The 23,761-nt window shown below is 47.3% G+C and carries 26 protein-coding genes; 25 read left to right on the forward strand and 1 reads right to left on the reverse strand.

Features of this window, described 5'->3' with window-relative positions; genetic code table 11:
• The first annotated feature begins 2 nt into the window (after positions 1-2).
• The 11 genes from aroA to RBB45_RS02375 all read left to right on the forward strand — a co-directional run bounded on the left by aroA (position 3) and on the right by RBB45_RS02375 (position 9,769).
• Entirely contained in the window at positions 3-1,292 is a 1,290-nt protein-coding gene (gene aroA / locus RBB45_RS02325; protein WP_306009055.1) for a 3-phosphoshikimate 1-carboxyvinyltransferase, read from the forward strand.
• A gap of 237 nt (positions 1,293-1,529) precedes the next feature.
• Positions 1,530-2,429: a hypothetical protein gene (locus RBB45_RS02330; RefSeq protein ID WP_009794855.1), complete on the forward strand. Its 900-nt coding sequence runs from the start codon at positions 1,530-1,532 to the stop codon at positions 2,427-2,429.
• A gap of 125 nt (positions 2,430-2,554) precedes the next feature.
• Complete coding sequence (locus tag RBB45_RS02335; protein WP_022544137.1) at positions 2,555-3,820, forward strand: tetratricopeptide repeat protein; 1,266 nt, start codon at positions 2,555-2,557, stop codon at positions 3,818-3,820.
• 49 nt (positions 3,821-3,869) lie between these two features.
• A complete protein-coding gene (locus RBB45_RS02340; protein WP_035401136.1) occupies positions 3,870-4,418 on the forward strand; it encodes a ReoY family proteolytic degradation factor in 549 nt (182 codons plus the stop codon).
• A 120-nt stretch (positions 4,419-4,538) separates the two neighbouring features.
• The gene (locus RBB45_RS02345; RefSeq protein ID WP_009791282.1) at positions 4,539-5,006 is read left to right on the forward strand and encodes a YpiF family protein; all 468 of its coding nucleotides are present in this window, start codon (positions 4,539-4,541) and stop codon (positions 5,004-5,006) included.
• A gap of 147 nt (positions 5,007-5,153) precedes the next feature.
• Complete coding sequence (locus RBB45_RS02350) at positions 5,154-5,660, forward strand: QcrA and Rieske domain-containing protein (protein ID WP_022544136.1); 507 nt, start codon at positions 5,154-5,156, stop codon at positions 5,658-5,660.
• A gap of 3 nt (positions 5,661-5,663) precedes the next feature.
• On the forward strand, positions 5,664-6,338 hold the full coding sequence (gene qcrB / locus RBB45_RS02355; protein WP_009791280.1) for a menaquinol-cytochrome c reductase cytochrome b subunit: 675 nt from the start codon (positions 5,664-5,666) through the stop codon (positions 6,336-6,338).
• 44 nt (positions 6,339-6,382) lie between these two features.
• Positions 6,383-7,150, forward strand: coding sequence for a menaquinol-cytochrome c reductase cytochrome b/c subunit (locus tag RBB45_RS02360; protein WP_009791279.1), 768 nt, complete (start codon positions 6,383-6,385; stop codon positions 7,148-7,150).
• 244 nt (positions 7,151-7,394) lie between these two features.
• Positions 7,395-7,988: a lipoprotein heptaprenylglyceryl N-acetyltransferase LhaT gene (gene lhaT / locus RBB45_RS02365; protein ID WP_306009056.1), complete on the forward strand. Its 594-nt coding sequence runs from the start codon at positions 7,395-7,397 to the stop codon at positions 7,986-7,988.
• 237 nt (positions 7,989-8,225) lie between these two features.
• A complete protein-coding gene (ypjB, locus tag RBB45_RS02370) occupies positions 8,226-9,029 on the forward strand; it encodes a sporulation protein YpjB (RefSeq protein ID WP_022544135.1) in 804 nt (267 codons plus the stop codon).
• A 62-nt stretch (positions 9,030-9,091) separates the two neighbouring features.
• On the forward strand, positions 9,092-9,769 hold the full coding sequence (locus RBB45_RS02375; RefSeq protein ID WP_094767156.1) for a zinc metallopeptidase: 678 nt from the start codon (positions 9,092-9,094) through the stop codon (positions 9,767-9,769).
• 70 nt (positions 9,770-9,839) lie between these two features.
• Here the strand turns inward: RBB45_RS02375 and RBB45_RS02380 are convergent, their stop codons facing one another.
• Positions 9,840-10,745 (reverse strand): YitT family protein, encoded by a 906-nt coding sequence (locus RBB45_RS02380; RefSeq protein WP_009791274.1) that lies wholly within the window; start codon positions 10,743-10,745, stop codon positions 9,840-9,842.
• A 201-nt stretch (positions 10,746-10,946) separates the two neighbouring features.
• On the opposite strand from RBB45_RS02380, the gene RBB45_RS02385 reads away from it, so the two are divergent.
• The 14 genes from RBB45_RS02385 (at position 10,947) to RBB45_RS02450 (ending at position 23,742) form a co-directional block, all read left to right on the forward strand.
• Entirely contained in the window at positions 10,947-11,282 is a 336-nt protein-coding gene (locus tag RBB45_RS02385) for a nucleotide pyrophosphohydrolase (protein WP_022544132.1), read from the forward strand.
• An 11-nt stretch (positions 11,283-11,293) separates the two neighbouring features.
• Positions 11,294-12,094, forward strand: coding sequence for a 4-hydroxy-tetrahydrodipicolinate reductase (gene dapB / locus RBB45_RS02390; protein WP_101550178.1), 801 nt, complete (start codon positions 11,294-11,296; stop codon positions 12,092-12,094).
• Positions 12,095-12,108: 14 nt separating this feature from the next.
• Entirely contained in the window at positions 12,109-12,525 is a 417-nt protein-coding gene (mgsA, locus tag RBB45_RS02395; protein ID WP_022544131.1) for a methylglyoxal synthase, read from the forward strand.
• Entirely contained in the window at positions 12,522-13,238 is a 717-nt protein-coding gene (bshB1, locus tag RBB45_RS02400) for a bacillithiol biosynthesis deacetylase BshB1 (RefSeq protein ID WP_306009057.1), read from the forward strand. The genes mgsA and bshB1 overlap by 4 nt, the downstream gene beginning before the upstream one ends.
• Positions 13,235-14,371 (forward strand): N-acetyl-alpha-D-glucosaminyl L-malate synthase BshA, encoded by a 1,137-nt coding sequence (bshA, locus tag RBB45_RS02405; protein WP_009791269.1) that lies wholly within the window; start codon positions 13,235-13,237, stop codon positions 14,369-14,371. Before bshB1 ends, bshA begins: the two co-directional genes overlap by 4 nt.
• 1 nt (position 14,372) lies before the next feature.
• Entirely contained in the window at positions 14,373-15,563 is a 1,191-nt protein-coding gene (locus RBB45_RS02410; RefSeq protein WP_306009058.1) for a CCA tRNA nucleotidyltransferase, read from the forward strand.
• The gene (locus tag RBB45_RS02415; protein WP_009791267.1) at positions 15,548-16,531 is read left to right on the forward strand and encodes a biotin--[acetyl-CoA-carboxylase] ligase; all 984 of its coding nucleotides are present in this window, start codon (positions 15,548-15,550) and stop codon (positions 16,529-16,531) included. The genes RBB45_RS02410 and RBB45_RS02415 overlap by 16 nt, the downstream gene beginning before the upstream one ends.
• Positions 16,532-16,812: 281 nt before the next feature.
• On the forward strand, positions 16,813-17,649 hold the full coding sequence (gene panB / locus RBB45_RS02420) for a 3-methyl-2-oxobutanoate hydroxymethyltransferase (protein WP_009791265.1): 837 nt from the start codon (positions 16,813-16,815) through the stop codon (positions 17,647-17,649).
• Positions 17,646-18,494, forward strand: a complete 849-nt coding sequence (gene panC, locus RBB45_RS02425; RefSeq protein WP_224952040.1) for a pantoate--beta-alanine ligase — start codon at positions 17,646-17,648, stop codon at positions 18,492-18,494. Before panB ends, panC begins: the two co-directional genes overlap by 4 nt.
• Positions 18,495-18,515: 21 nt before the next feature.
• Positions 18,516-18,899, forward strand: a complete 384-nt coding sequence (gene panD, locus RBB45_RS02430) for an aspartate 1-decarboxylase (RefSeq protein ID WP_009791263.1) — start codon at positions 18,516-18,518, stop codon at positions 18,897-18,899.
• Positions 18,900-19,110: 211 nt separating this feature from the next.
• A complete protein-coding gene (dinG, locus tag RBB45_RS02435; protein ID WP_306009059.1) occupies positions 19,111-21,915 on the forward strand; it encodes an ATP-dependent DNA helicase DinG in 2,805 nt (934 codons plus the stop codon).
• Between the two features lie 76 nt (positions 21,916-21,991).
• Complete coding sequence (locus tag RBB45_RS02440) at positions 21,992-22,840, forward strand: ComEC/Rec2 family competence protein (RefSeq protein ID WP_306009060.1); 849 nt, start codon at positions 21,992-21,994, stop codon at positions 22,838-22,840.
• Positions 22,841-23,083: 243 nt separating this feature from the next.
• The gene (locus tag RBB45_RS02445; RefSeq protein WP_009791259.1) at positions 23,084-23,254 is read left to right on the forward strand and encodes a YpmA family protein; all 171 of its coding nucleotides are present in this window, start codon (positions 23,084-23,086) and stop codon (positions 23,252-23,254) included.
• Between the two features lie 14 nt (positions 23,255-23,268).
• On the forward strand, positions 23,269-23,742 hold the full coding sequence (locus tag RBB45_RS02450) for a cell wall elongation regulator TseB-like domain-containing protein (protein ID WP_094767165.1): 474 nt from the start codon (positions 23,269-23,271) through the stop codon (positions 23,740-23,742).
• The last annotated feature ends 19 nt before the right edge of the window (positions 23,743-23,761 follow it).

Raw genomic sequence — 23,761 nt, forward strand, 5'->3', positions numbered from 1 at the left:
GAATGGAATCAGTTATTTTGAAAACAAATACAGGCAGCCTCAGGGGCGAGATTGATATTCCGGGTGATAAATCTGTTTCCCACCGTTCCATCATGTTTGGAGCTATTGCAGAAGGCAGGACGGAAGTAACCAACTTCCTGATGGGGGAAGATTGCTTAAGCACTGTATCCTGCTTCCGCAAGCTTGGTGTTTCGATCACAAACGAGGGAGACAAAATGATCATCGATGGAAGGGGCTTTGAAGGGCTGAATGAGCCTAATGAAGTCCTGGATGTCGGGAACTCCGGCACTACAATAAGGCTTTTGCTGGGCATTCTTGCAGGTCTCCCGTTCCATGCCGTTTTGGCGGGCGACGAGTCAATTGCCAAGAGGCCGATGACACGTGTTTCTGTTCCCTTATCAGAAATGGGTGCACAAATAAGAGGAAGAAAAGGCGGGGAATTTACCCCTCTTTCCATACAGGGAGGCGAGGTTAAGGGCATCAGGTATGAGTTGCCGGTTGCCAGCGCCCAGGTGAAATCTTCCCTCTTGTTTGCCGGTCTTCAGGCAAGCGGGGAAACCGTCCTTATTGAACCTGCAAAGACGCGCGATCATACTGAGAGGATGATCCGCCAATTCGGCGGAGAGATTGTTTCAGAGGGGACAGAAGTCCGTTTGCAGGGCGGGCAGAAGCTGAAAGCGGCAAAGGTTCATGTTCCCGGGGATATTTCTTCTGCAGCCTTTTTCCTGTCTGCTGGCGCAATCATTCCCGGCAGTGAAATAGTCCTCCGAAATGTCGGCTTGAATCCGACAAGGACAGGCATCCTGGAAGTTCTTCAGCGTATGGGAGCTGACATGACCATTCTTCCGTACAATAATGAGAGTGCAGAACCTGCAGGAGATATCACCATACGATTCTCGCAATTAAAGGGAACCGTCATTGAAGGAGATATCATTCCAAGACTGATCGACGAAATTCCGATTATTGCGCTTCTGGCAACCCAGGCGGAAGGGAAAACGGTCATTAAAGATGCTGAAGAATTGAAAGTCAAGGAAACCAATCGCATAGATACAGTCGTCAACGAGCTGAAAAAGCTTGGAGCGGATATTGAAGCAACAGCTGACGGGATGGTCATCAATGGACGGACTCAGCTGAAAGGCGGGAGTGTTTCAAGCCATGGCGACCACAGGATCGGCATGATGCTCGCCATCGGGGCTGCCATCTGCACCGGGGAAGTATCTCTCTCTGGCGCTGAAGCCATTTCAGTTTCCTATCCGGCATTTTTTGAGCATCTGGAGTCACTGATCGGCTAAGGGGAGGAAGTTTCATACATGTGGGGTTCGGGATGGCCGGGCCCTTTTTTTGTGAATAACTCCTTGCTTTTGATGTATTCCACAACCATTTCTGCTCCGTTTCGCTGACTGAGTTTTTCCACAGTCCAGCTCAACAGAACATCCTTCTCAATAAACCATCTCTGGCTTAAAAACTTTCAAACATAAATCTAAGATTATTTCATAGCTTGTCATAAGACCATTTAAAAGGGTGGTATTATGGCATATATTATTGAGAATGCCAATATTCTCAAGCAGCAGACATTTCAGAAGGCTTCACTGCTGGTGGAAAAAGGGAAAATAACTGGCATCCGGGACTCTTTCCCCCGCTATTCGTTCATGAAAATGAATGCAGAAGATTATATTATGGCGCCTGCTCAGGTCATGTATGATCCTGCACCTCCGCTGGACAGACCCTTTTCAGAGCAGAAAAGCTATTTTATTAACGAAATGCTTATGAAAGGGATGACTTCTTTTTTAACTTTTGCAGAAGTGCGGCAGGAATCCCGGCTGTTTTCCCGAATAAAAACCGTAAAGTCAAGTTTGATCAGCTCTCCGGCCGATTATGTGATTGCTGTCAAAGTTCCTGCCAGGCTCTTGTCACCTTCTTTCATCAGGAAATGCCGGACAGAAAAAATACCGGCCGTCTTTGTGGAAGCTGGAAGCAAAGAAGAGCTGTCGGCGGTTCCCTGGGGATGGATAAGGGAAGCTGTTTTTCCATACAATTGCCCGCTTGTGCCTATTTTCAAAACAGCGGATGAAAAAGAAAAGAAAGCGCTTCAGCATTTTTGGAAGCAGCTGATGCTAAAAGAAAAACTGGCACACATCGGGGAAGAACTGCAGGAAAGAGAGCCGGTCGCCAGAGAGCACCTGGCCATGATGGGCATCTGGCCCCATAAAGGAGACATCAGGCAAGGAGGGGAAGCAAGCTATAATTTATATGTTAAGGATGGCGGAGACAGAAACATTGAAGAATCGGAGCTCTTTCATTATTATAGTCATAGACTTGCCATAACGGCCCACAAAGGAACGATCATCAGGGCAGGCGGATATTTCAGATTCTGTCCGGGCTATGGAGAGCGTGTTATAATAAAGATTCCGGCTTTTTTTACAGTATAACGGACTGGGTCAGCCTGTCAGCCGGGCTGCAGGATTATGATAACAAGCGGGATCGGCCGCGATTTGAACCCAGCCCGTTTTTAAATGATATCTGCAACCATCTTTAGTCATGAAAGGATATAACAATGGACAAAGTTAATAAAATCATATCGCTATTAGAAAATGGACAGCATGAAGAAGCACTGAGGGACTATGCACAGATCCTGGACAAGGGTTCACATGAGGAGAGATTTGTGCTGGCGGAGGAATTGTTCCAGCTGGGATTGCTTGAGGAATCCAAGGCTTTGATTGAAAGGCTGCTGGAATCTTACCCGGATGAAGGCGAACTGCTTGTCCTCCTGGCTGAGCTTCATATTGATCTGGCCAATGAAGAGGAAGCGATGCTGGTTCTCGAGAGGATTTCAGAGAAGGATCCAAGCTATCCGCAGGCACTGCTCCTTTTAGCGGATCTGTACCAGATGGAAGGCTTGTATGAGGTGAGCGAGCAGAAGCTTTTAAAAGCTAAGTCCATTCTGGACGAAGAGGTCATCATTGATTTTGCCCTTGGTGAATTATATTTGGAGCAAGGGAAATTTATAGAAGCAATCAAGTCTTATGAAAAGGTTCTTGAAACGAGCCAGGAAATCGCCGGAACAAATGTGAATCAGAGGATGGCCGAGGCACTAAGTGCCGGCGGGGCATTTGAGGAAGCGATCCCATTCTATGAAAAGGCACTCGAAGCCCGTCTTGAGATCAATACCCTTTTCAGCTACGCATTCACTGCCCTTCAGGCTGGGATCAACAGGACTGCTATTGAAAAGTTCAAAGAAGTGAAGGAGCTTGATCCTGAATACCATTCCCTGTATCTGCATCTCGCACGCGCCTATGAGCGTGAAGAAGAGCTCGAAAACAGCTTTGAGGCTGTCCAGGAAGGAATCAAGCATGATGAGTTCAATAAGGATCTGTTTTTCTATGGCGGAAGGCTTGCTTTAAAGCTTGCACGCGAAAACGAGGCAGAGGACATGCTGCGTATGGCACTCGTGCTGGACCCTGAGTTCACCGAGGCGGCTTTGACACTGAACAAGCTTTTCATCAAGCAGGAACGGTACCGTGATGTCCTTGACATTGTGGATACGATGGAAGCGCAGGAGGAAGAAGAGCCCCAATTCCTTTGGGATGCGGCTTCTGCCCTTCAGGAGCTAGAAGAATATTCCCTGGCATTAAACAAATACCAGCAAGCATATACTTATTTTAAAGAACAGTCAGACTTTCTGTCAGACTATGGATATTTTCTGATGGAGGAAGGAAAATGGGCAGAGGCTGCCGAAATTTTTAAGAAACTGCTTGGGCAGGATCCGAGCAACGAAGAATATCTCGATATCGTCCAGAGGCTTAGCGGCGATCTGATGTAAGAAAAGGCACTAACAAAAATTCAGTTGCAAGCAGAGGAGGGAACAAATGGTGGCGACCCCTGTATCTGTCAGCGAGAAAAAAGATTTTATCCGCTGGTTCTTAAACCATTATCAATTGAAACGGCGCGAATGCGTTTGGATTTTAAATTATTTGATGAGCCATGACCAGCTTATGGAACGGGTGCATTTTGTGGAGCAAGCACAATATTGCCCAAGAGGCCTCGTGATGTCAACTCATTGCGTTGATGAAGTTCCTTTCCGTTTTTACAAAGAGAATGTCATGACAACTGATGCCGAGAAATCATTCCATGATATAAGGCTGAACAGGGAAGAAGATATCTTCATCCAGCTTAATTTCCATGCTTCCAATAAGGCCCATCAGTATGCAGCCGTCCTGGAGGAAAATCCGTTCATGCCGAAGACCCTTCAGGTAAGCGAGAAGGACCGGCTGATCGCAGAACGCTTCCTTTCCGAAAGCCTGGCTAAATTCCAGAGGGAAAAATTGATGCAGATGATTGATGAATCACTGGATAAAGGCGATAAAGAAACATTCAAGCAGCTCACTGAAAAGCTGAAAATGATTATGGTGAAAGCATAAATAGAATAGCTGGACTGGTGAAGGGGCATCCGGGCGGATGCCCCTTCAGCATTGCTTTCGGCAGCAGCAGGAAGTTATGGTAAAATAATGAGGCAAGCTATACGATTTGGAGTGGTGATAATGAAGTGGATTCCGCAGGATATTGAAATGTATTTAAAATCAAAAGAATATGTCGACACAGCTGTCATCCCCCTTTTGCCCGTCACATTCACAGGGGATATGAAGCAGGCTGCCTCAATGGCTGAATTTGTCACATTGCTTTCTTATCAGATGGAAAGGCAGTTCAAAGGAAGGCTTTTGATGCTGCCGGGCTTTTCCTACCTTAAATCTGACACAGCCCATGATGAGCATCTCGAAGAGCTGAAGAAATGGGAGTCCGCTATCCTGGAAAGCGGCTTCAGGCATGTGTTCTATCTGACCTCGGACAGCGGGTGGAAAATGGCTGAAGGGGAGCTTGGGGGATCATTGCTCTGGCTGCCATCCCTGCCGTTGGAGCATATGGACGAAACGTACAGAAACTCTGTTTTGGAGGACCAGGTCAAGCAGCTGCTGAATTTATTTGTACAAAAATGGCAGGCTGGTGAATAATTCCTGAAAAACCGCTTTGAACAGCCGGTTTGCCTACAGATTTTATTGACCTTGCCTAAAGATTGATATATCATTGTTATGTCCTAGTTTTATATTGTGTTGAATTTTGTCCGTTGGACTTGATTTCATGATAGAGGGGGGAAATGTATGAGCAAACATCGTGTTTCAAGACGTCAATTCCTGAACTATACACTTACTGGTGTAGGCGGTTTCATGGCGGCCGGCATGCTGATGCCGATGGTCCGTTTTGCCGTGGATCCTATACTGAAAGCCAGCGAGGGAGGAGACTTCATTCCGACACCGCAAAAAGTAAGCGAAATCACTGCTGAACCTACTCGGGTCGACTTTAAATTCGAACAGCAGGATGCCTGGTATACTTCAGAGGTATCGAACACCGCGTGGGTTTATAAGGATGAAAACGGGGAGATCGTTGCCTTATCTCCTATCTGTAAGCATTTAGGCTGCGTTGTTGACTGGAACAAAGACAAGGCGAATCCAGACCACTTCTACTGCCCATGCCATGGCGGGCTTTATACGAAGGATGGAACAAACGTGCCTGGAACACCTCCTGCTGCACCGCTGGATGTGTATCCTACAAAAGAAAAAGATGGTTTCCTATTATTAGGAAAAGCAGAACCGCGAAAGGGGGCGTAATAAGTGTTAAACAAAATTTATGACTGGGTCGACGAGCGTTTGGATATTACGCCTTTGTGGCGGGATATTGCAGACCATGAAGTACCTGAGCATGTAAACCCTGCCCATCACTTTTCGGCTTTCGTTTACTGCTTTGGCGGATTGACCTTCTTCATCACAGTGATCCAGATTTTATCCGGTATGTTCCTTACAATGTATTATGTGCCGGATATTAAGAATGCCTGGGAATCTGTCTATTATCTGCAAAATCAGGTTGCTTTCGGGCAGATTGTCCGCGGTATGCACCACTGGGGTGCGAGCCTGGTCATCGTAATGATGTTCCTACATACGTTACGTGTTTTCTTCCAAGGGGCCTACAAGAAGCCTCGCGAGCTGAACTGGGTTGTCGGAGTGCTTATTTTCTTCGTTATGCTGGCGCTCGGCCTGACAGGCTATCTTCTTCCTTGGGATATGAAAGCGTTATTTGCAACAAAAGTTACCATTCAAATTGTTGAATCAACACCGTTGATCGGTCAGCAGCTGAAAGCGCTGATGGCTGGAAGCACTGACATAGTCGGAGCCCAGACGATCACACGATTCTTTGCGATCCATGTATTCTTCCTGCCTGGAGCTCTCCTTGGACTGATGGGTGCCCACTTCCTGATGATCCGTAAGCAGGGTATTTCTGGACCGTTGTAAAATTCAACTTCACTACTGCTAACTGAAAAGGAGGGGAATGCTCAATGCATCGTGGAAAAGGTATGAAGTTTGTAGGCGACTCCCGTGTCCCTGTAAACCGTAAACCGAATATTCCGAAAGACTACTCGGAGTACCCTGGCAAAACGGAAGCATTCTGGCCCAACTTCCTATTGAAGGAATGGATGGTCGGCGCCGTTTTCCTGATCGGATATCTATGTTTGACCATCGCTCACCCGTCTCCGCTTGAAAAAATAGCAGATCCGAGCGATACAGCATATATTCCGCTTCCAGACTGGTATTTCTTGTTCTTATACCAACTATTAAAGTACACATATGCTTCAGGCCCATATAACGTCATCGGGGCGTTTATCATTCCCGGACTGGCTTTCGGAGCGCTGATGCTTGCTCCATTCATCGACCGCGGCCCTGAAAGGCGCCCATCTAAGCGCCCTCTCGCAACTGGTTTCATGCTGCTTGCGATTGCCGGCATCTTCTATCTAACTTGGGAATCTGTAGCCAACCACGACTGGGAAGCTGCAGAGCAGCAAGGTAAAATCGTAGCTGAAGCGGAGATTGATAAAGAAGCAGAAGGCTATAAAATTTATGAAGCGCAAGGCTGCATCAGCTGCCACGGCGGTGAATTGGCAGGAGGAGCTGGTGCTCCGGCCCTGATCGATACAGGACTTTCTCCTGAAGAAGTGGCGAAAATCGCTAAAGAAGGTCAAGGTGCCATGCCTGCCGGAATCTTTAAAGGAACTGACGAAGAGCTTCAAAAGCTTTCTGAATTCATTTCAAGCATTGAAAGTAAATAAAAGAAGAGAAGCCGGCGAATTGCCGGCTTCTTTTTTTGTGCAATATAACCAGTAATTTAGATAATAATAGCCTTTTTCCGTTAACCTGCAGTTTAGGGGGTATACATCTTCCTGAACACTTTTCCTCGGGTATTAACCAAGGGCAATCTCCAAGCCAGCTCCAGCATATTATAGCGGAAAGTTCCCCCTTTAATTTCCTCTATGATAAAATATAGCCATAATGATAGAGAGAAGAGGGTATGGTATGAAGTGGATTTATCCTATTTTGGGGAACCGCTCGGTATTATGGCTGCTGCTTGTGGTCAATATTGCCGGAACGGTGTATGGGTATTACTGGTACGGGTGGCAGCTGAAGGATACGCCCCCGCACTTTCTGGCGTTTGTTCCTGATAGTCCGACGGCCAGCCTGTTTTTTTGTTTTGTCCTTGCTGCCTTCCTGATGCGGAGGAACTGGCCCCTTTTAGAGGCTCTGGCGGCCGTGACGCTTTTTAAATACGGTGTCTGGGCAGTCGTTATGAATCTGCTTGTTTATAAAGTGACAGGCGAACTTGATCCTATTGCGTTGATGCTGATCGGATCCCACGCTGCTATGGCAGTCCAGGGGATCTTATATTCACCCTTTTACCGGATCAAGTGGATTCATTTGCTCATTGCTGCTGTATGGACACTCCATAATGATGTAATCGATTATGTATTCTTCATGCTGCCGCGCTATCCTGTGCTGAACTTATATACACCGGAGATAGGCTATTTTACTTTTTGGCTGAGTATATTCTCCCTTTTCCTTGTGTACTGGTTCTCTATCATGCCCGGCCGCACAAAGCTGGCGATTGAGTAGGCTTCCATATTGGAAGCCTTTTTTTCTTGGCAGTATCTCATGCTGATTTTTGGATCAGGGGGGGACTTAGTTTTATACTCCTTTCGGCTTGGATGAATATCCGGCTGAATGAGCCCAAAACCAACATTGATGTTAATACAGCTTATCTCTAAAATTGATCCCAGCCGAGCGAACTTTTGGTCTAACCTTGTCCAACCTCTCATACATTTTTAATAGTAATTGCAGGGGGGGACAATATTGAAAGCAAAAATTGCTGTATCCATGTTTTTGATCTATCTTTTAATGCCTTTTTCCATATATGCATATGCAGAGCAGCCTTCCTCTTCGATGGACAAACTTGATCTGCTCTCTGATGAAGCTCTTCAGATGGTCAAAATACAAAAATATGAAGAGGCAAAAAAGATTCTGGATTATTTTTCGGATCAGTTTCTTTCGGGGGATGTACAGGCAAGGCCGTTCAATATGGATGAGCTGAGAATCGTTTCCAATGCGCATGATGAAGCAGTGGAAGCAGCGGCCAGCATCGATATGAACCATAAAGAGCGGATGAACAGGGTAACAAGATTCAGGCTGGTTATTGATGCAATCACCTCCAGCAGGCAGCCTTTGTGGACGGAAATGGAGGATCCGATCATGGATGTGTTCGGGGGGATGAAGGAGGCTGCCCATGCAGGCGACAGTGAGGCTTTCCATTCAAGCCTGAATTCCTTTTTGACCTTATACAGCGTCATTTACCCTGCCCTTAAAGTGGACCTCAAGGCAGACAGGCTTCAGCAGCTGGATACCAGGGTCAATTTCATAGACCATTACAGGCCTCAGGTGGTGAGCCAGACCTCGAGCCAGCAGGAATTGGATGCCCTCGAGGCAGATTTATCCTCGCTTTTTGATGAAATGACTGACGATGAGGCCGATCCTTCGCTTTGGTGGGTCATTATTTCTACAGGAAGCATCATCATCCTTACATTATCTTATGTCGGCTGGAGAAAATATAAGGGAGATCAGGACAAAGAGAAGAGCAGAAAAAGAGAGCTGAAAAATTGACACCATTCACCAGAAAAAATACAATAGATTAAATTACAGCAAAGATGAATGGGAGGAATAACATGGATTTCCTGATATACTTTGCGATCATCATCCTCGTGCCGATCTGGGCGCAATTCAAGGTGAAAGGCACCTATAACAAATATTCCAGGGTACCAGCCTCTTCACATATGAGAGGTGCCGAGGTTGCCAGAAGGATCCTGGATTCCAATGGATTGTACAATGTCAATGTTGAGGAAACGAGGGGGCATCTGACAGACCATTATGATCCCCGTTCAAAAACGGTAAGGCTGTCCTCGCAGAATTTCCATGGCCATTCCGTCGCTGCAGCAGCAATAGCTGCCCATGAGGTCGGCCATGCCATGCAGGATCAGCAGGATTATGCATTCCTCCGGGTCCGACATTCGCTGGTGCCGATCGCGAGCATTGGTTCTAATTTTTCCTGGGTGCTGATCATGGTAGGGATTTTTGCTGAGCTGAGCGGCCTTCTCCTTTTGGGAATCATTTTCATGGCCGTGGCCGTCCTCTTCCAGGTGGTTACCCTCCCGGTCGAGTTCAATGCTTCAAACAGAGCAATGGATCAGGTCGTCTCACTTGGTGTTATCCGCAATGATGAGGAAAGGGAAACGAAGAAAGTCCTTAACGCTGCTGCCCTGACCTATGTAGCTGCCGCAGCTGTTGCGGTTCTGGAGCTATTGCGCCTGATCATGATCTTCACAGGCATGCAGAGGCAGGATTAAGAAATGAAGAAACCAGCCATTTGGGCTGGTTTTCTTTATTTCTTATAGTGAACAAGCGCCATTTGCATTTTTAGTGCTCAATCGGCTTCTTATTTTCATCCAGGGTGAATCCTTCGCCGAGCACATCGTGAACGACACTGACTGTGACAAAGGCATGCGGATCGACGGAGGTGATGACGCTTTTCAGCCGCACGATTTCATTTTTGCCGACTACGCAGTAAAGGACTTCCCGATCCTGTTTGGTGAAGGAGCCGTGCCCTTTCAGCACCGTCACCCCGCGGTCCATTTCCTTCAGAATCCTGCCGGCGATGGCTTCGTTCTGGTCGGAAATGATCATCGCACCTCTTGCGGCGTAGGCGCCTTCCTGCATAAAATCGATCACCCGGGCACCTACGAACACGGCAACAAGGGTGTACATGGCTTCCTGGTAGGTCAGATAGAAAATGAGCGATAATGTAATGACACAGGCATCGAAAAGGAACATTGTTTTTCCCATGCTCCAGCCGATATATTTATGGGCCAGCCTCGCTATGATATCGACTCCGCCGGTTGTTCCGCCGAAACGGAAAATGATGCCGAGGCCAATGCCGATGAAAACACCTGCAAAAAGAGCCGCAAGAGTAAGGTCTTCCTTCAGCGGCATGTCAATCTGATAGCGCTGAAAAATCCACAGGAACAGGGAAACACTGAAGGTGCCGATCATGGTGTAATAAAAGGAATTCCTGCCGAGCAATTTCCAGCCTATAAAGAATAATGGTATATTTAACAATAAGTTCGTATAGGAGGGATCCCATTTAAATAGGAAAAAAAGGAGCAGGGTGATGCCGGTGAAACCGCCTTCGGCCAAGTTATTCTGCATATTGAAATGAACAATTCCAAAAGAAAAGATTGCTGAACCGAGCAGGATGAACAATATATTCTTGAATTTTAATCCGTTTTGCACGTTTTTTCCCTCTTTTCCTGTTTTTATCACCATAAGATTATATAAAATAAAAGATGACAGAGCAATAATGAGCCGGACAGAATAGCAGCTGCCGGGCGGTTAAAAATATTTGTAAAAAGCTGTTCCGTTAGGCTAACATGATATAGAAAAAGCATCTATTCTCTATAAGATAAGCCTAATTTGCTGCTTTATGCAAAAGGCTCAGGAAGGCGGAAGTTGAGGTGGCTAATCGAGATGGAATCCAATCATAAAACGATGAAAGACCTCCAGGCTGAGGTTGATCAATACATAAGCCAATTTAAAGAAGGATATTTCAGCCCTCTTGCCATGCTGGCACGGATGACGGAAGAGCTGGGTGAACTGTCCAGGGAAGTAAATCACCATTACGGGGAAAAGCCAAAGAAATCGACCGAAGAAGAGAATACCATTGAAAATGAGCTGGGGGATATGCTTTTTGTGCTTATCTGCTTTGCCAACTCACTGAATATTGACTTGCAGGAAGCCCATGACAGGGTAATGGATAAATTTAATACGCGGGATAAAGACCGCTGGACAAGAATTGAAGAGTAGGAGAGATTCTGATGGATAAGATAAAGATTGTTATTGCGGGGCCGCGCGGCCGAATGGGCAGGGAAGCGGTTCAGCTTGTGCTGAATACCGGCCATTTTGCCCTTCAGGCGGTTGTAGACCATAAATTCGAAGGGAAAATGCTCAGCGACCTTGATGGATTTACAGGGGCAGATGTGCCGATATATACAGACCTGGCCAATTGTCTGGAGCAGACAGAAGCTGATGTTCTGATCGATCTTACGACACCGGAGGCAGGCATGCATCATGCACGGACTGCCCTTTCATATGGAGTAAGGCCGGTAGTCGGGACAACCGGCTTTAGCAAAGAGGACCTGAAAGAGCTGGAAGTAACATGCCGGGAAAAAGAATTGGGATGCATCATCGCCCCAAACTTCGCCCTTGGTGCTGTCCTTATGATGAAGTTTTCACAGATGGCAGCCCGCTATTTCAGTGATGTGGAGATCATCGAGCTGCATCATGACCAGAAGCTTGATGCTCCGTCAGGCACAGCTGTGAAAACAGCAGAAATGATGGCTGAAGCAAGAGAAGCCAAAGAGCAGGGGCATCCAGACGAAAAAGAAACTCTGGCAGGGGCCAGGGGTGCTGACTACGAAGGGATGCGCATCCATTCAGTCCGCCTTCCCGGCCTGATTGCCCATCAGCAGGTGATGTTCGGCTCAGATGGCCAGACTCTGTCAATCCGGCATGACTCTTATAACCGGGCCTCATTCATGTCCGGTGTGAAGCTGGCTGTAGAGACAGTAATGAAAGCAGACCTGTTTGTCTACGGACTTGAAAATATTATGGAATAAAGGGAGGGGAAATGATGAACATCGCTTTGATAGCCCACGATAAAAAGAAAGACGACATCATCCGCTTTGCAACAGCCTATAAAGATATTCTGGCGGGACACTCCCTTTTTGCGACAGGGACGACCGGCTCAAGGATCATGGAATCAACAGGCCTTACAATCACCCGCTTTCAATCAGGACCGCTCGGCGGGGACCAGGAAATCGGGGCACTGATTGCCAATAAGAAAATGGACCTCGTCTTCTTTTTCAGGGATCCGCTGACTGTGCAGCCGCATGAGCCGGATGTATCCGCTTTGGTCCGCCTGTGCGATGTATATTCAATTCCGCTGGCCACCAATATGGGCACTGCTGAGCTGCTTGTAAAGGGCCTGGAAAGAGGCGACCTCGACTGGAGGAAAATAGTGAAGAGCGAAGACGGTGAGGTTCTATGATAGGAGAAAAATTGGATATCCTGGCCTTTGGCGCCCATTCCGATGATGTTGAAATCGGGATGGGAGGTACGCTTGCCAAGTATGCAGCTGAAGGAAAAAAGATTGGCATCTGCGACCTTACTGGTGCGGAGCTTTCCTCCAACGGAACTGTAGAAACAAGGAAAAAAGAGGCAGAGAGGGCAGCAGGTATCCTGGGTGTTTCAGTCAGGGAAAACCTTGGACTGCCTGACCGGGGGCTGCTGCTGAATGAACAGGCTATTACCGCTGTCGCGAGGATGATCAGGACATACAGGCCATCAGTCATCTTTGCGCCACATTTTGAAGACAGGCATCCGGATCACGGCAACTGTGCAAAAATTGTAGAAGAAGCCGCATTTTCAGCAGGCATCCGCAGGGCGGACCCTGAAAGCGGATTAGCCCCGCACAAAGTAAACGGGCTTCATTTCTATATGATCAACGGCTTCCATCAGCCTGATTTTATCATTGATGTGTCAGATTATATGGACAAAAAGCTTGCGGGCCTGAGGGCGTATGAGAGCCAGTTTGTCAGGACGGAGGATTCAGCAGACACTCCGCTTGTAAATGGCTATATCGAAAATGTAGAAGCAAGGGAAAGGCTTTATGGGAGAGAAGCGGGAGTCAAATACGCTGAAGGCTTCATGTCTAAAAAGCCGGTACTAATACATAAAGATTTATTGGGTGGAGAAGCATGACAAGAAAACTAAAAATCGGGATCACCTGTTATCCGACAGTCGGTGGATCAGGGGTCGTCGCTACAGAGCTTGGAAAGCTCCTCGCCGAAAGAGGGCACGAAATACATTTTATTTCTTCCAGCCTCCCTTTCAGGCTGAATCGGATGTATCATAATATATTTTATCACCAGGTGGAAGTGAGCCAGTATTCTGTTTTCCAGTATCCGCCTTATGATATTGCCCTCGCCAGCAAAATGGCTGAGGTGATTAACAGAGAAAAGCTTGATCTCATGCATGTACACTATGCTGTTCCCCATGCCGTATGTGCAATCCTTGCCAAGCAGATGAGCGGGCGCGATGTGAAGATTGCCACTACCCTTCATGGAACAGATATCACCGTCCTTGGTTATGAGCCGTCATTGAAAGACAGCATCCGCTTTGGAATCGAGAAGTCTGACAGGGTGACAGCTGTTTCCAAATCTCTTATATCACAAACAAATGAATTGATACACCCTGAAAAAGAAATTCAGGCGGTCTATAATTTCATAGACCATAGAGTATATCAGAAAACTGGCTCTGATCATCTGAAAAAAGAATATGGGATCACCGAGGATGAAAAAACGGTCATCCATGTTTCCAATTTCCGTGCGGTCAAAAGGGTGCAGGATGTTGTAAAGGTGTTTGCCAGGATAGAGTCGGAGATGCCTGCAAAGCTTCTCCTCGTCGGCGACGGCCCGGAAATGTCCAATGTATGCAAGCTGGTCAAAGAGCTCGGGCTGAAGGAGAAGGTACTGTTTCTGGGGAAGCAGGATAAAGTGGAAGAGCTTTATTCCATCAGCGACCTGATGCTCCTCCTTTCTGAAAAAGAAAGCTTCGGCCTGGTTGCGCTTGAGGCCATGGCGTGCGGTGTTCCCTGCATAGGGACCAATATCGGCGGGATCCCGGAAGTGATTTCTGACGGCGAGACAGGATATATCTGCAAGCTTGGGGATATAGGGAGCATGGCGGAAAAAGCGGCAGGCCTGCTGGCTGATGCTGATAAGCACACAAGCTTCTCACATCGTGCAGTACAGACTGCGAGAGAAAAGTTCAGCGCCGAACAAATAGTCAGCGAGTATGAGAGGCTTTATTTTGATATGTTAAATGAGGGATAATATGAATCCGGTTTTTTTAAAAGCGGCACCTGTATTGGAAAAGATCGAAACTGCCGGGTATGAGGCTTACTTTGTAGGCGGATCTGTCAGGGATTATCTGCTCGGCAAGGATATTTCCGACGTGGACATAGCCACTTCGGCCACTCCGATGGAAATCAAAGGCATTTTTTCCATAACAGCGGATGTCGGTATAGAGCATGGTACGGTCATAGTTCTTTATGATGGGGATAGCTATGAAGTCACCACTTTCCGGTCTGAGTCGGATTATGAAGATTTCCGCAGGCCGTCTAAAGTGGACTTTATCCGTTCCCTCGATGAGGATCTTAAACGCAGGGACTTCAGAATGAACAGCATGGCGATGTCAAAGGACGGCCGCATCATTGATCCTTTCGGGGGACAGGAGGATATCCGCAGCAAAAGGATTGCCACCGTTGGAAATCCGCTGGAGCGATTTTACGAAGATGCTTTAAGGATGATGAGAGCCGTGCGTTTTGCCAGCCAGCTTTCATTCCAAATAGATGGAGAGACTTATGAGGCGCTGGTTTCTGAAGCTTATCTTCTTGAGAAGATTGCGGTTGAAAGAAAGCTGGCAGAATTTGAAAAGCTGCTTGCGGGCGAAAATAGCTTTATGGCGCTGAAAATCATGGCAGACACTGGCCTCTCACAGCATCTCCCAGGCCTGGCAGGGAAAAAGCAGGAGTTGATATCATTTGCCGGAAGGCTGGGCAGCGGGCTTTTATCCGAGGAACGATGGGCTCTGCTGTCAGCAGGTCTTGGCCATGACTTTAAGACCGCGGAATCCTTTTTGAGAAGCTGGAAAATGCCTGTCAAAAAGATTAGGCAAATTGGCAAAATCCTTTATTGGCTTCAATACCGCTCAGTACAGAACTGGACACTTGAATCGGTTTATAAGGCGGGGGCAGAGGCTGCCCGGAATGCAGAGAGAGTTCTGGCGGCCACCGGGGATGACAGTGCGGATGAGGAAGTTCCTGTCCGTTTATATGCTTCACTTCCGATACGGAGTACAAAGGAGCTGGATGTTACCGGGAATGACTTGATCCAATGGTTCAATAAGCCGGGCGGACCCTGGGTGAAGGAATTGCTGGGCCAGGTTGAAAACAGCATTATCTCCGGTCATCTGGCAAATAAAAAAGAGGAAATAAGGGGGTGGCTGAAGTGCAATCAGAGCTGAGGAAAAAATTGCTTGCCGCCTTTACGGAGAGCAATGGGGAATATTTGTCCGGCCAATATCTGGCAGACCTGATCGGCTGCTCCAGGACGGCCGTCTGGAAGCATATCGAAGAGTTGAGGCGCGATGGATTTGAGCTTGAAGCCGTAAGAAGGAAAGGCTACCGGATTGTGAAGACAACAGAGAAGGTGACTGCCGATGAAATCCGCCTTGGTCTGAAAACCAGCTTGCTCGGTACCGAAATCCATTATGAAGAAAGTGTGGATTCGACACAGAAAATCGCCCACAGGCTCGCCTATGATGACGCACCCGAGGGCACGATCGTAGTGGCGGAAGAACAGCTTAACGGCAGGGGAAGGATGGACAGGAAATGGCATTCCCCGAAATATACAGGAATATGGATGAGTGTCATCCTCCGGCCGGAAATCCCGCTCCCGCGAGCTCCGCAGCTGACTCTACTTGCAGCAGTTGCCGTCGTCCAGTCCATTGAGGAATGCACGGCCCTTTCCCCGCAGATCAAATGGCCCAATGATATTCTCATTGGAGGCAAGAAGGTCACTGGCATCCTGACAGAATTGCAGGCGGAAGCCGACCGCATTTTTTCGATCATTATCGGGATCGGCATCAATGTGAACCAGCAGCTTGAGGATTATCCGGAGGAGCTGAGGGGCACAGCCACTTCCCTGGCGATAGAAAAGGGCGGGAACCTCTCGAGGGCAGAGCTGGTCAGGGTTGTCCTGCAGAAATTGGAGAATTTGTACAAGCTTTATATGGAAAAAGGCTTCTACCCGATCCGCCTCCTTTGGGAAAGCTATGCTGTCAGCATTGGGAAGCAGATCACTGCCAGGACGATATCAGGCAGCATCAGCGGGAAAGCACTGGGCATCACCGAGGAAGGCGTGCTGAGAATAGAAGATGAGGCAGGAGAGATACACCATGTCTACTCTGCTGATATTGAACTGGACTCATGATTTTATTAGCCAATATTTTTTATTTTTGATATAATTCAACTGGGCAGTATCATAATGAACTGCACCTTTCTATCTTTTTATATTGAATAGTTTCTGCCTAGATCCAGCATATGGACCGGGACAGAGGGATGAAACGAATAATGAAGCCAAGACGCGACGGGATCCTTCTGCATTTTTTGAAGGATCCTTTTTATATCCGGCTTTTTGTTCACTTGTTTTGTCTCCTCTGAGTCTTAAGGCAGGTCTTTTCAGGCCTGTACTTGCGAATGGGAGGAAGAAGGATGAAGCAAACTACAGATTTTTCAAAGATGAAGGAAAAGAATGAAAAAATCGCGATGCTGACTGCCTATGATTATCCGGCAGCCAGGCAGGCAGAAAAAGCCGGAATCGATATGATCCTTGTCGGAGATTCGCTTGGCATGACCGTATTGGGATATGAATCGACCATCCCGGTGACGATGGAAGATATGATTCACCATGGGAAAGCGGTAAAAAGAGGGGCGGCCAATACTTTTATTGTCATTGATATGCCCTTTATGAGCTATCATCTCCCTGAACGTGATACCCTCCTGAATGCAGCCAGGCTGATTCAGGAAACAGGAGCGATGGCAGTGAAGCTTGAAGGCGGGGAAGAGGTCGCTGACAAGATAAGAAGCATAACGAAAGCAGGCATCCCTGTATGCGCCCACCTTGGCCTTACTCCCCAGTCAGTGGGGGTTCTTGGAGGGTATAAAGTCCAGGGGAAAGATGCTGAAGCAGCCAGGAAGCTGATCTGCGAGGCTAAAAGGTGTGAAGAGGCGGGTGCTTTTGCGCTTGTGCTAGAATGTGTGCCAAAACAGCTTGCTGAAGATATCTCCTCTATCCTGACGATTCCAGTCATCGGAATCGGGGCGGGAGCAGGGACTGATGGGCAGGTCCTTGTCTATCATGATCTGCTGTCGTACGGGACAGAAAGAATTGCGAAGTTCGTCAAACGGTATGCAAACATGGATGAAGAAGCGGAAAAGGGCCTGAAAGCCTATATCACTGAAGTGAAGGCAGGAATCTTCCCGGCCGGAGAGCACAGCTATACGATGAAAGAGGAAGAGCTGGCAGGACTTTATGGAGGAAAATCATGAAGATCATTACATCACCAGGAGAAATGCAGCAGCTCATGCTGGATGAAAAAAAGGCAGGCCGTACAATCGGGTTTGTGCCTACTATGGGATATCTGCATGAAGGGCATCTCTCCCTTCTGAAGCGGGCGGGAGAAGAAAATGATGTAATGGTTCTGAGCATCTTTGTGAATCCGCTTCAATTTGGCCCGGCAGAGGATCTGGATTCTTATCCACGGGACTTTGAGCGGGATTCCCGTCTAGCAGAAGCCGAAGGGGCCGATTACCTTTTCAGCCCTGCACCTGAAGACATGTACCCTGGCGGAGTCCCTTCTGTTTCAGTCATTGTAAACCGAAAGACCGATGTATTATGCGGCAAATCCAGGCCAGGCCATTTTGCTGGTGTAGCAACGGTTGTCTCTAAATTATTTCATATCGTTTCCCCGGATAAAGCTTATTTCGGCAAAAAAGATGCACAGCAGCTGGCAGTGATAGAGAGCCTTGCACATGATCTGAATTTCCCTGTCAAGATAATAGGGGGAGAAACGGTAAGGGAGCCGGACGGCCTTGCAAAAAGCTCCCGGAATGTCAGGCTGCTTCCGGAAGAGCGGAAGGAAGCACCGGTTTTATACGAGAGCCTCTCAGAAGCAGCACGATTGATTGCGGAAGGAACAAAGGACACAGAGCAGCTTAAAGCGCTCATACGCGGCAGGATAAAAGCAGAGAGCTCGGGGAGCATTGATTATGCTGAGATTCTTTCCTGGCCGGAATTAAAAGAAACAGATAGAGCTGAAGGCACAATCATCATCGCTCTTGCCGTTAAATTCAAACATGCACGCCTGATAGATAATATAATCATTGCAGTCTAACAACTGATCGGAGGAAAAGACATGTTCCGCACCATGATGAATGGAAAGATCCACCGCGCAAAGGTGACAGAAGCTAATCTTAATTATGTGGGCAGCATTACAATTGATAAAGACCTGCTGGATGCGGCCGGAATGGCTGATAATGAGAAAGTCCAGATTGTCAATAACAATAACGGTGCAAGATTCGAAACATATATCATCCCGGGAGAACGGGGAAGCGGCGTAGTCTGCCTGAACGGGGCGGCTGCAAGGCTTGTCCAGGTCGGCGATACAGTCATCATCATATCTTATGCCCTTGTCCCTGAGGAAAAAGTAGATTCCCATAAACCTAAGGTAGTCATTATGGGAGAAGGCAATAGCATAACCGGTCTGCTCCATGCTGAGCCGGCTTCAACCATACTTTAAGAATGATCATTTCACTATAAAGAAAAAGGGCTGCATTGCAAAACGGCAATGCAGCCCTTTTTGAAGGCGGCATTTTCCTGTCCCTGGGATAGAATCCTGAATAAACCCCGTGCTGATGGGAAGAAAAATAATGATGGGGAAGGCTGTTTGCCTTTTTTATTTTCCGCTTTTGTGATACCGTTTGAATGACTGAATGTTTGAGGTGTAACCGATGAGTAATAAATATGTAGTAGTTGACTTGGAAACTACAGGTAATAGCGCCAAAAAGGGCGATAAAATCATTCAATTCGCTGCGGTAGTCATGGAAGGCGGAAAGATCATCGATCAATATTCCAGCCTGCTCAATCCCGGGAAGGAGATTCCGGCCTTCATCGAGGAGCTGACCGGGCTTAATGACAGCATGGTCTCTGATGCTCCTGTATTTGCAGAAATAGCACCTAAAGTGATGGAGCTATTGGAGGATGCCTATTTTGTGGCGCATAATGTTCTGTTCGACCTCTCCTTTCTGCAGGAAGAGCTTCTGGATGCAGGCTTCCCGGGCTTTTATGGGCCGGTCATCGATACGGTTGAGCTGGCACGGACGGTGCTCCCCTGTTCTGACAGCTATAAATTGTCAGACCTGTCTGCAAAAGAAGGGATCGTGCATGACAGGCCTCACCAGGCGGACAGCGATGCCTATGCCACTGCAAAACTGCTGCACATCTTCCTGGAACGCCTTGAGGAATTGCCTCTGACAACGATCAAACAGCTTCTGAAGCTTTCAGGAGGGCTGAAAAGCGACCTTGATCTCATTTTGGAGGATATCCTCCTTAAAAAGCAAGGGACGGCGGAGAGACTTCCTGAAGGGATAGAAATACATAACGGAATCGCCATTAAGGCAGGCGGGGTTCTGGAAGCAGCATCAAGCCGCCTGCCGGCTCCTGTTTATCCCGCAGGAAGCCGGGAAAAAGAGGATATGCTTAAGAAGGCATTTCCGGATTATGAACTGCGCCCCGGCCAGCTTGCCATGATGGATGCTGTCTATCAATCCTTTTTAAATAACGAGCATACACTGGTCGAAGCAGGCACCGGCACAGGGAAAACCCTTGGCTATCTGCTTCCGGCAATCATTTTTGCCAGGCAGGAAGGAGCCAGGGTGCTGATCAGCACTTATACTGTCCAGCTTCAGGAGCAGCTGCTTTCAAAAGACCTGCCCCTGCTTGAAAAACTTCTGGGCTTCCCTGCCAATGCTGTGCTCTTAAAAGGCAGAAAGCATTATTTAAGCCTTGCCCGATTTGAGCAGTCATTGAATGAAGCGGATGATAATTACGATACTACACTTACAAAAATGCAAATACTGGTCTGGCTGACTGAAACAGCTACAGGCGATGTGGACGAACTGAACCTTTCCAGCGGCGGTGCTGTTTTCTGGAATAAGATACAAAACGGGGACAGCAAATTCATCAGCGAATCAGGCTGGAAATCAAGGGATTTCTATAACAGAGCAAGGAAGAGCGCAGAAAATGCAGATCTGATCATTACCAATCATGCTATGCTTTTGAACAGTCTTTCAGGCGAAAATCAGATCTTCCCTTCATATGATTATGCAGTCATAGATGAAGGGCATCAGTTCAGCAAGGCCGCCGGAAAGCATTTTGGCTTCTCAATCGATTATTTATCTCTCCGTCTCCTGCTTGGAAAAATCGGGCTCTATGATCAAAAGCAGCTCCTCTATAAGCTCGAGCGGCTGCTTGAAGGCAGGGCCGCTATGGACGGTGCTGCTCATCCTTTTGAGCTTAACAGGCTGGTTGCTGATCTTCAGTATGAGATGGATGAGTTTTTTAAGCTGGTAGGGATTTATGGAAAGAGGAAATTAAAAGCAAGGAAATATGCATCCAGCAAAATAAGCTTCAGGCTAACAGATATAACCCCGCGGGATTTCAAAGCGGTGGAGGCTTCTGCAGAGCGCTTTTCTTTCTTGGTTCTGGACCTTATCTCAGCGCTGGAGGACAGGCTTCAGCTGCTTGTGCCTTTAACCGGCGAACTGGCACCGGGTGATCAGGCGCTGCTGGAGGAGATCTCAGCCTGCATCGGCGAACTGAGGGATGTACGTGAAAGCATCAGGAAAACCATATTTGCCGGGCAAACAGCCTGTGCTGTCTGGGTTGAGCTGGACGGCAGAGCAATGCAGAACGCCACGACTGTTTACTCTCAGCCGATTACTGTCGCAGGAAATCTGAGGGACGGCTTCTTCAATCAGAAGAAAAGTGCTGTTATTACATCTGCAACTCTTTCTGTCGGCCAGTCTTTCGATTATATTATGGATGAACTGGGCCTTGACCGGTTCAGCTGCCAGACAGAACTGATAGAGTCCCCATTCGACTATGCTTCACAAGTCAGGCTTGCCGTACCATCGGATTTGCCTGAAATCAATTCCGTTCCTCAGGACGAATATGTTTCGGCGATCACAGAGCATATCATCTCTCTGGCTGAAGCGGCGAAGGGGAGGATGCTGATTCTGTTCACCTCACATGATATGCTCCGCAGGACCTATGAGCTCGTGAAGGAAAGCGGCTTTCTCGAGGAATATGTCCTAATAGCCCAGGGAATCACGTCTGGAAGCAGGACAAGGCTTACAAGGAACTTTCAGCGGTTTGACAAGAGCATTCTTTTTGGGACAAGCAGCTTTTGGGAAGGTGTGGACATTCCCGGTGAAGATCTTTCCTGCCTGGTGATGGTCAGGCTGCCGTTCTCTCCTCCTGATGAGCCTTTGGGGGAAGCAAGGAAGGAAGCGATTCAGAGCAGGGGAGGCCGGCCTTTCTCCGAGCACGCACTCCCCGAAGCGGTCCTTCGCTTCAAACAGGGAGTCGGGAGGCTGATCAGAACAAAGAATGACCGCGGAATAATTATTGTATTCGACCGGAGGATCGTCACAGCGTCATATGGCAGGGCATTCCTTGATTCCATCCCAAGCATACCAGTTAAGGTAAGCCCCCTGGACGCTATTGTTGACCTTGTGGAAGATTGGCTGCAATAAGGTAAAATATGCCGGGATAAGAGGATAAAAATTTTCGGATGACACACTCTAAAGGATAGCATTGGAGGAATTCTGGATGAATATGCTATTCGCCTTTCTTATGTTGTTCACAAGCTGGTACTATGTCCCGGTTGAATCTCCATCCCTGCCCGCAGAAGTAAAAAGCATTGATTTAAAGCTAAAACGGAATGAGCTGGCAATCACGTTTTTTTCCCTGCAGGAAGGAGAATCTGCCTTAATTCAGCATCCGGATGGGGAGAATATTCTTATTAATACAGGCGGTGAAGGCTCTGGAGAAGAGCTGTCAAGGCTGCTTGGACTATATAATGTGGAACAAATATCGACTATTATCATGACAGAAGAAGATGTGAACTCCATGGTGAACGCCGGAAGCATCATAAGGGAATTCGGTGTTAAGCAGCTCGTTGCAGGCCAGGGGCTGGCCCGGAAAAGGATGGAAGAGCTTGAAGAGTTCGATGAGGTGAATATCCATATATGGAGCGCGGGCACAAAGCTGCAGCTTTTCCATAATTTGAAGGCAGAGGTCCTGTTCGAAAATGAAAACCCGAAAGAAGGTATGGACCTTGAGCTTACACTTATGAAGCATAAGGTGCTGCTGCTCAATTCCAGCAGCCTCGATGCAGAAAAGGCCCTTCTCAAAAAAAATCTTTCGGATGTAAATATAGTGAAAATGCCAGGCTTCGGGGAGGGCAATTCGGTCTCAGGGCAGCTGATTAAACATCTTGATCCTCAGATCGCCGTCATCTTCCAGTCAAGGAAAGTAAAGCCTGATGAAGATCTTTTTAAAATGCTGCATGAAGCATGGATCGATGTGTATTACACCGGGGTCCATGGAACGGTCACAATAAAGTTCACTGATTTGAATTATGAGGTGATCACAATTTCCCCGGGTGAGGCAGGATAGCCTGTATGTCATATAGGACGCGCAGGCACACAGGAATATACAAAAAAGCTGCGCATGATTGCGCAGCTAAAAGACGTTGTGGACTAGAAGAAAATTTTTGGTGAATCATGCATCTTTGGTTAACGGATGATAACATCACCTGTTATAATATTGGCAAAGACCTGTTATATGGATAGTATAAGCTGTCCGGGCTGTATTATCAGCTGCAATATTTGTCAAAGGTCCGGAGAGAGGAGCAGAACAATGGAAAGCAAAATAGAAGTGCTGTCGACTGTAAAAATCACCAACAGCCCCGATTTGTATAAAATCGTCGATTCATTGAATAGAACATTAAAGGAGAAAGATTTAATGTTCGGCCTGGCACTTGACCAGGAAGATCAAAATAAAGCGGTATTCACCATTTATCGTACATAAAGCAGAGTGATAATATGAAAAAATGGATCATCATCAGCATCATTGCGGCAGCCATTCTGATCGGGATAGCTGCTAAAGTGTATATTGCTTCAACAGAACCGGTCAAAGCAGCTTCAGAAAAAGCGTTTGAGAGGGCAAAAGAAGAGACTGCACTCGAGAGAATGGACAGTTTTACCCTTTATCACGGACAGGAAACCTTCTACGTCCTGCAGGGACAGGATAAAGCAGGAACAGAACTCATTGTCTGGGTTCCTGAGAAAAAAGGGAAGCCGGTTGTCAAAAATGCAAAAGACGGCATATCTAAACAAGAAGCGATTGATATAGTTAAAAGGGAAAAGCAGCCAAAAGAGATCATTTCTGCAAAGCTGGGGATGGAAAAGGGCTTTCCTCTCTGGGAAGTGTATTACCGCTCTAATGGCGGTCTGATCAATTATTATTATATTCATTTCGAAACTGGGGAAATGCTCAAGCGGATTGAAAATTTATGATGAGGATGAAATGGAGGCG

Source organism: Bacillus sp. MMSF_3328, assembly GCF_030733525.1.
Lineage (GTDB): Bacteria > Bacillota > Bacilli > Bacillales > Cytobacillaceae > Bacillus_AB > Bacillus_AB infantis.

Bases quoted from the DNA above. Each gene is read 5' to 3' on its own strand.
- aroA (WP_306009055.1), top strand. From the start codon at position 3: ATGGAATCAGTTATTTTGAAAACAAATACAGGCAGCCTCAGGGGCGAG.
- RBB45_RS02330 (WP_009794855.1), top strand. From the start codon at position 1,530: ATGGCATATATTATTGAGAATGCCAATATTCTCAAGCAGCAGACATTT.
- RBB45_RS02335 (WP_022544137.1), top strand. From the start codon at position 2,555: ATGGACAAAGTTAATAAAATCATATCGCTATTAGAAAATGGACAGCAT.
- RBB45_RS02345 (WP_009791282.1), top strand. From the start codon at position 4,539: ATGAAGTGGATTCCGCAGGATATTGAAATGTATTTAAAATCAAAAGAA.
- RBB45_RS02350 (WP_022544136.1), top strand. From the start codon at position 5,154: ATGAGCAAACATCGTGTTTCAAGACGTCAATTCCTGAACTATACACTT.
- RBB45_RS02360 (WP_009791279.1), top strand. From the start codon at position 6,383: ATGCATCGTGGAAAAGGTATGAAGTTTGTAGGCGACTCCCGTGTCCCT.
- lhaT (WP_306009056.1), top strand. From the start codon at position 7,395: ATGAAGTGGATTTATCCTATTTTGGGGAACCGCTCGGTATTATGGCTG.
- RBB45_RS02375 (WP_094767156.1), top strand. From the start codon at position 9,092: ATGGATTTCCTGATATACTTTGCGATCATCATCCTCGTGCCGATCTGG.
- RBB45_RS02380 (WP_009791274.1), bottom strand. From the start codon at position 10,745: ATGGTGATAAAAACAGGAAAAGAGGGAAAAAACGTGCAAAACGGATTA.
- RBB45_RS02385 (WP_022544132.1), top strand. From the start codon at position 10,947: ATGGAATCCAATCATAAAACGATGAAAGACCTCCAGGCTGAGGTTGAT.
- dapB (WP_101550178.1), top strand. From the start codon at position 11,294: ATGGATAAGATAAAGATTGTTATTGCGGGGCCGCGCGGCCGAATGGGC.
- mgsA (WP_022544131.1), top strand. From the start codon at position 12,109: ATGAACATCGCTTTGATAGCCCACGATAAAAAGAAAGACGACATCATC.
- bshB1 (WP_306009057.1), top strand. From the start codon at position 12,522: ATGATAGGAGAAAAATTGGATATCCTGGCCTTTGGCGCCCATTCCGAT.
- bshA (WP_009791269.1), top strand. From the start codon at position 13,235: ATGACAAGAAAACTAAAAATCGGGATCACCTGTTATCCGACAGTCGGT.
- RBB45_RS02410 (WP_306009058.1), top strand. From the start codon at position 14,373: ATGAATCCGGTTTTTTTAAAAGCGGCACCTGTATTGGAAAAGATCGAA.
- panB (WP_009791265.1), top strand. From the start codon at position 16,813: ATGAAGCAAACTACAGATTTTTCAAAGATGAAGGAAAAGAATGAAAAA.
- panC (WP_224952040.1), top strand. From the start codon at position 17,646: ATGAAGATCATTACATCACCAGGAGAAATGCAGCAGCTCATGCTGGAT.
- panD (WP_009791263.1), top strand. From the start codon at position 18,516: ATGTTCCGCACCATGATGAATGGAAAGATCCACCGCGCAAAGGTGACA.
- dinG (WP_306009059.1), top strand. From the start codon at position 19,111: ATGAGTAATAAATATGTAGTAGTTGACTTGGAAACTACAGGTAATAGC.
- RBB45_RS02440 (WP_306009060.1), top strand. From the start codon at position 21,992: ATGAATATGCTATTCGCCTTTCTTATGTTGTTCACAAGCTGGTACTAT.
- RBB45_RS02445 (WP_009791259.1), top strand. From the start codon at position 23,084: ATGGAAAGCAAAATAGAAGTGCTGTCGACTGTAAAAATCACCAACAGC.
- RBB45_RS02450 (WP_094767165.1), top strand. From the start codon at position 23,269: ATGAAAAAATGGATCATCATCAGCATCATTGCGGCAGCCATTCTGATC.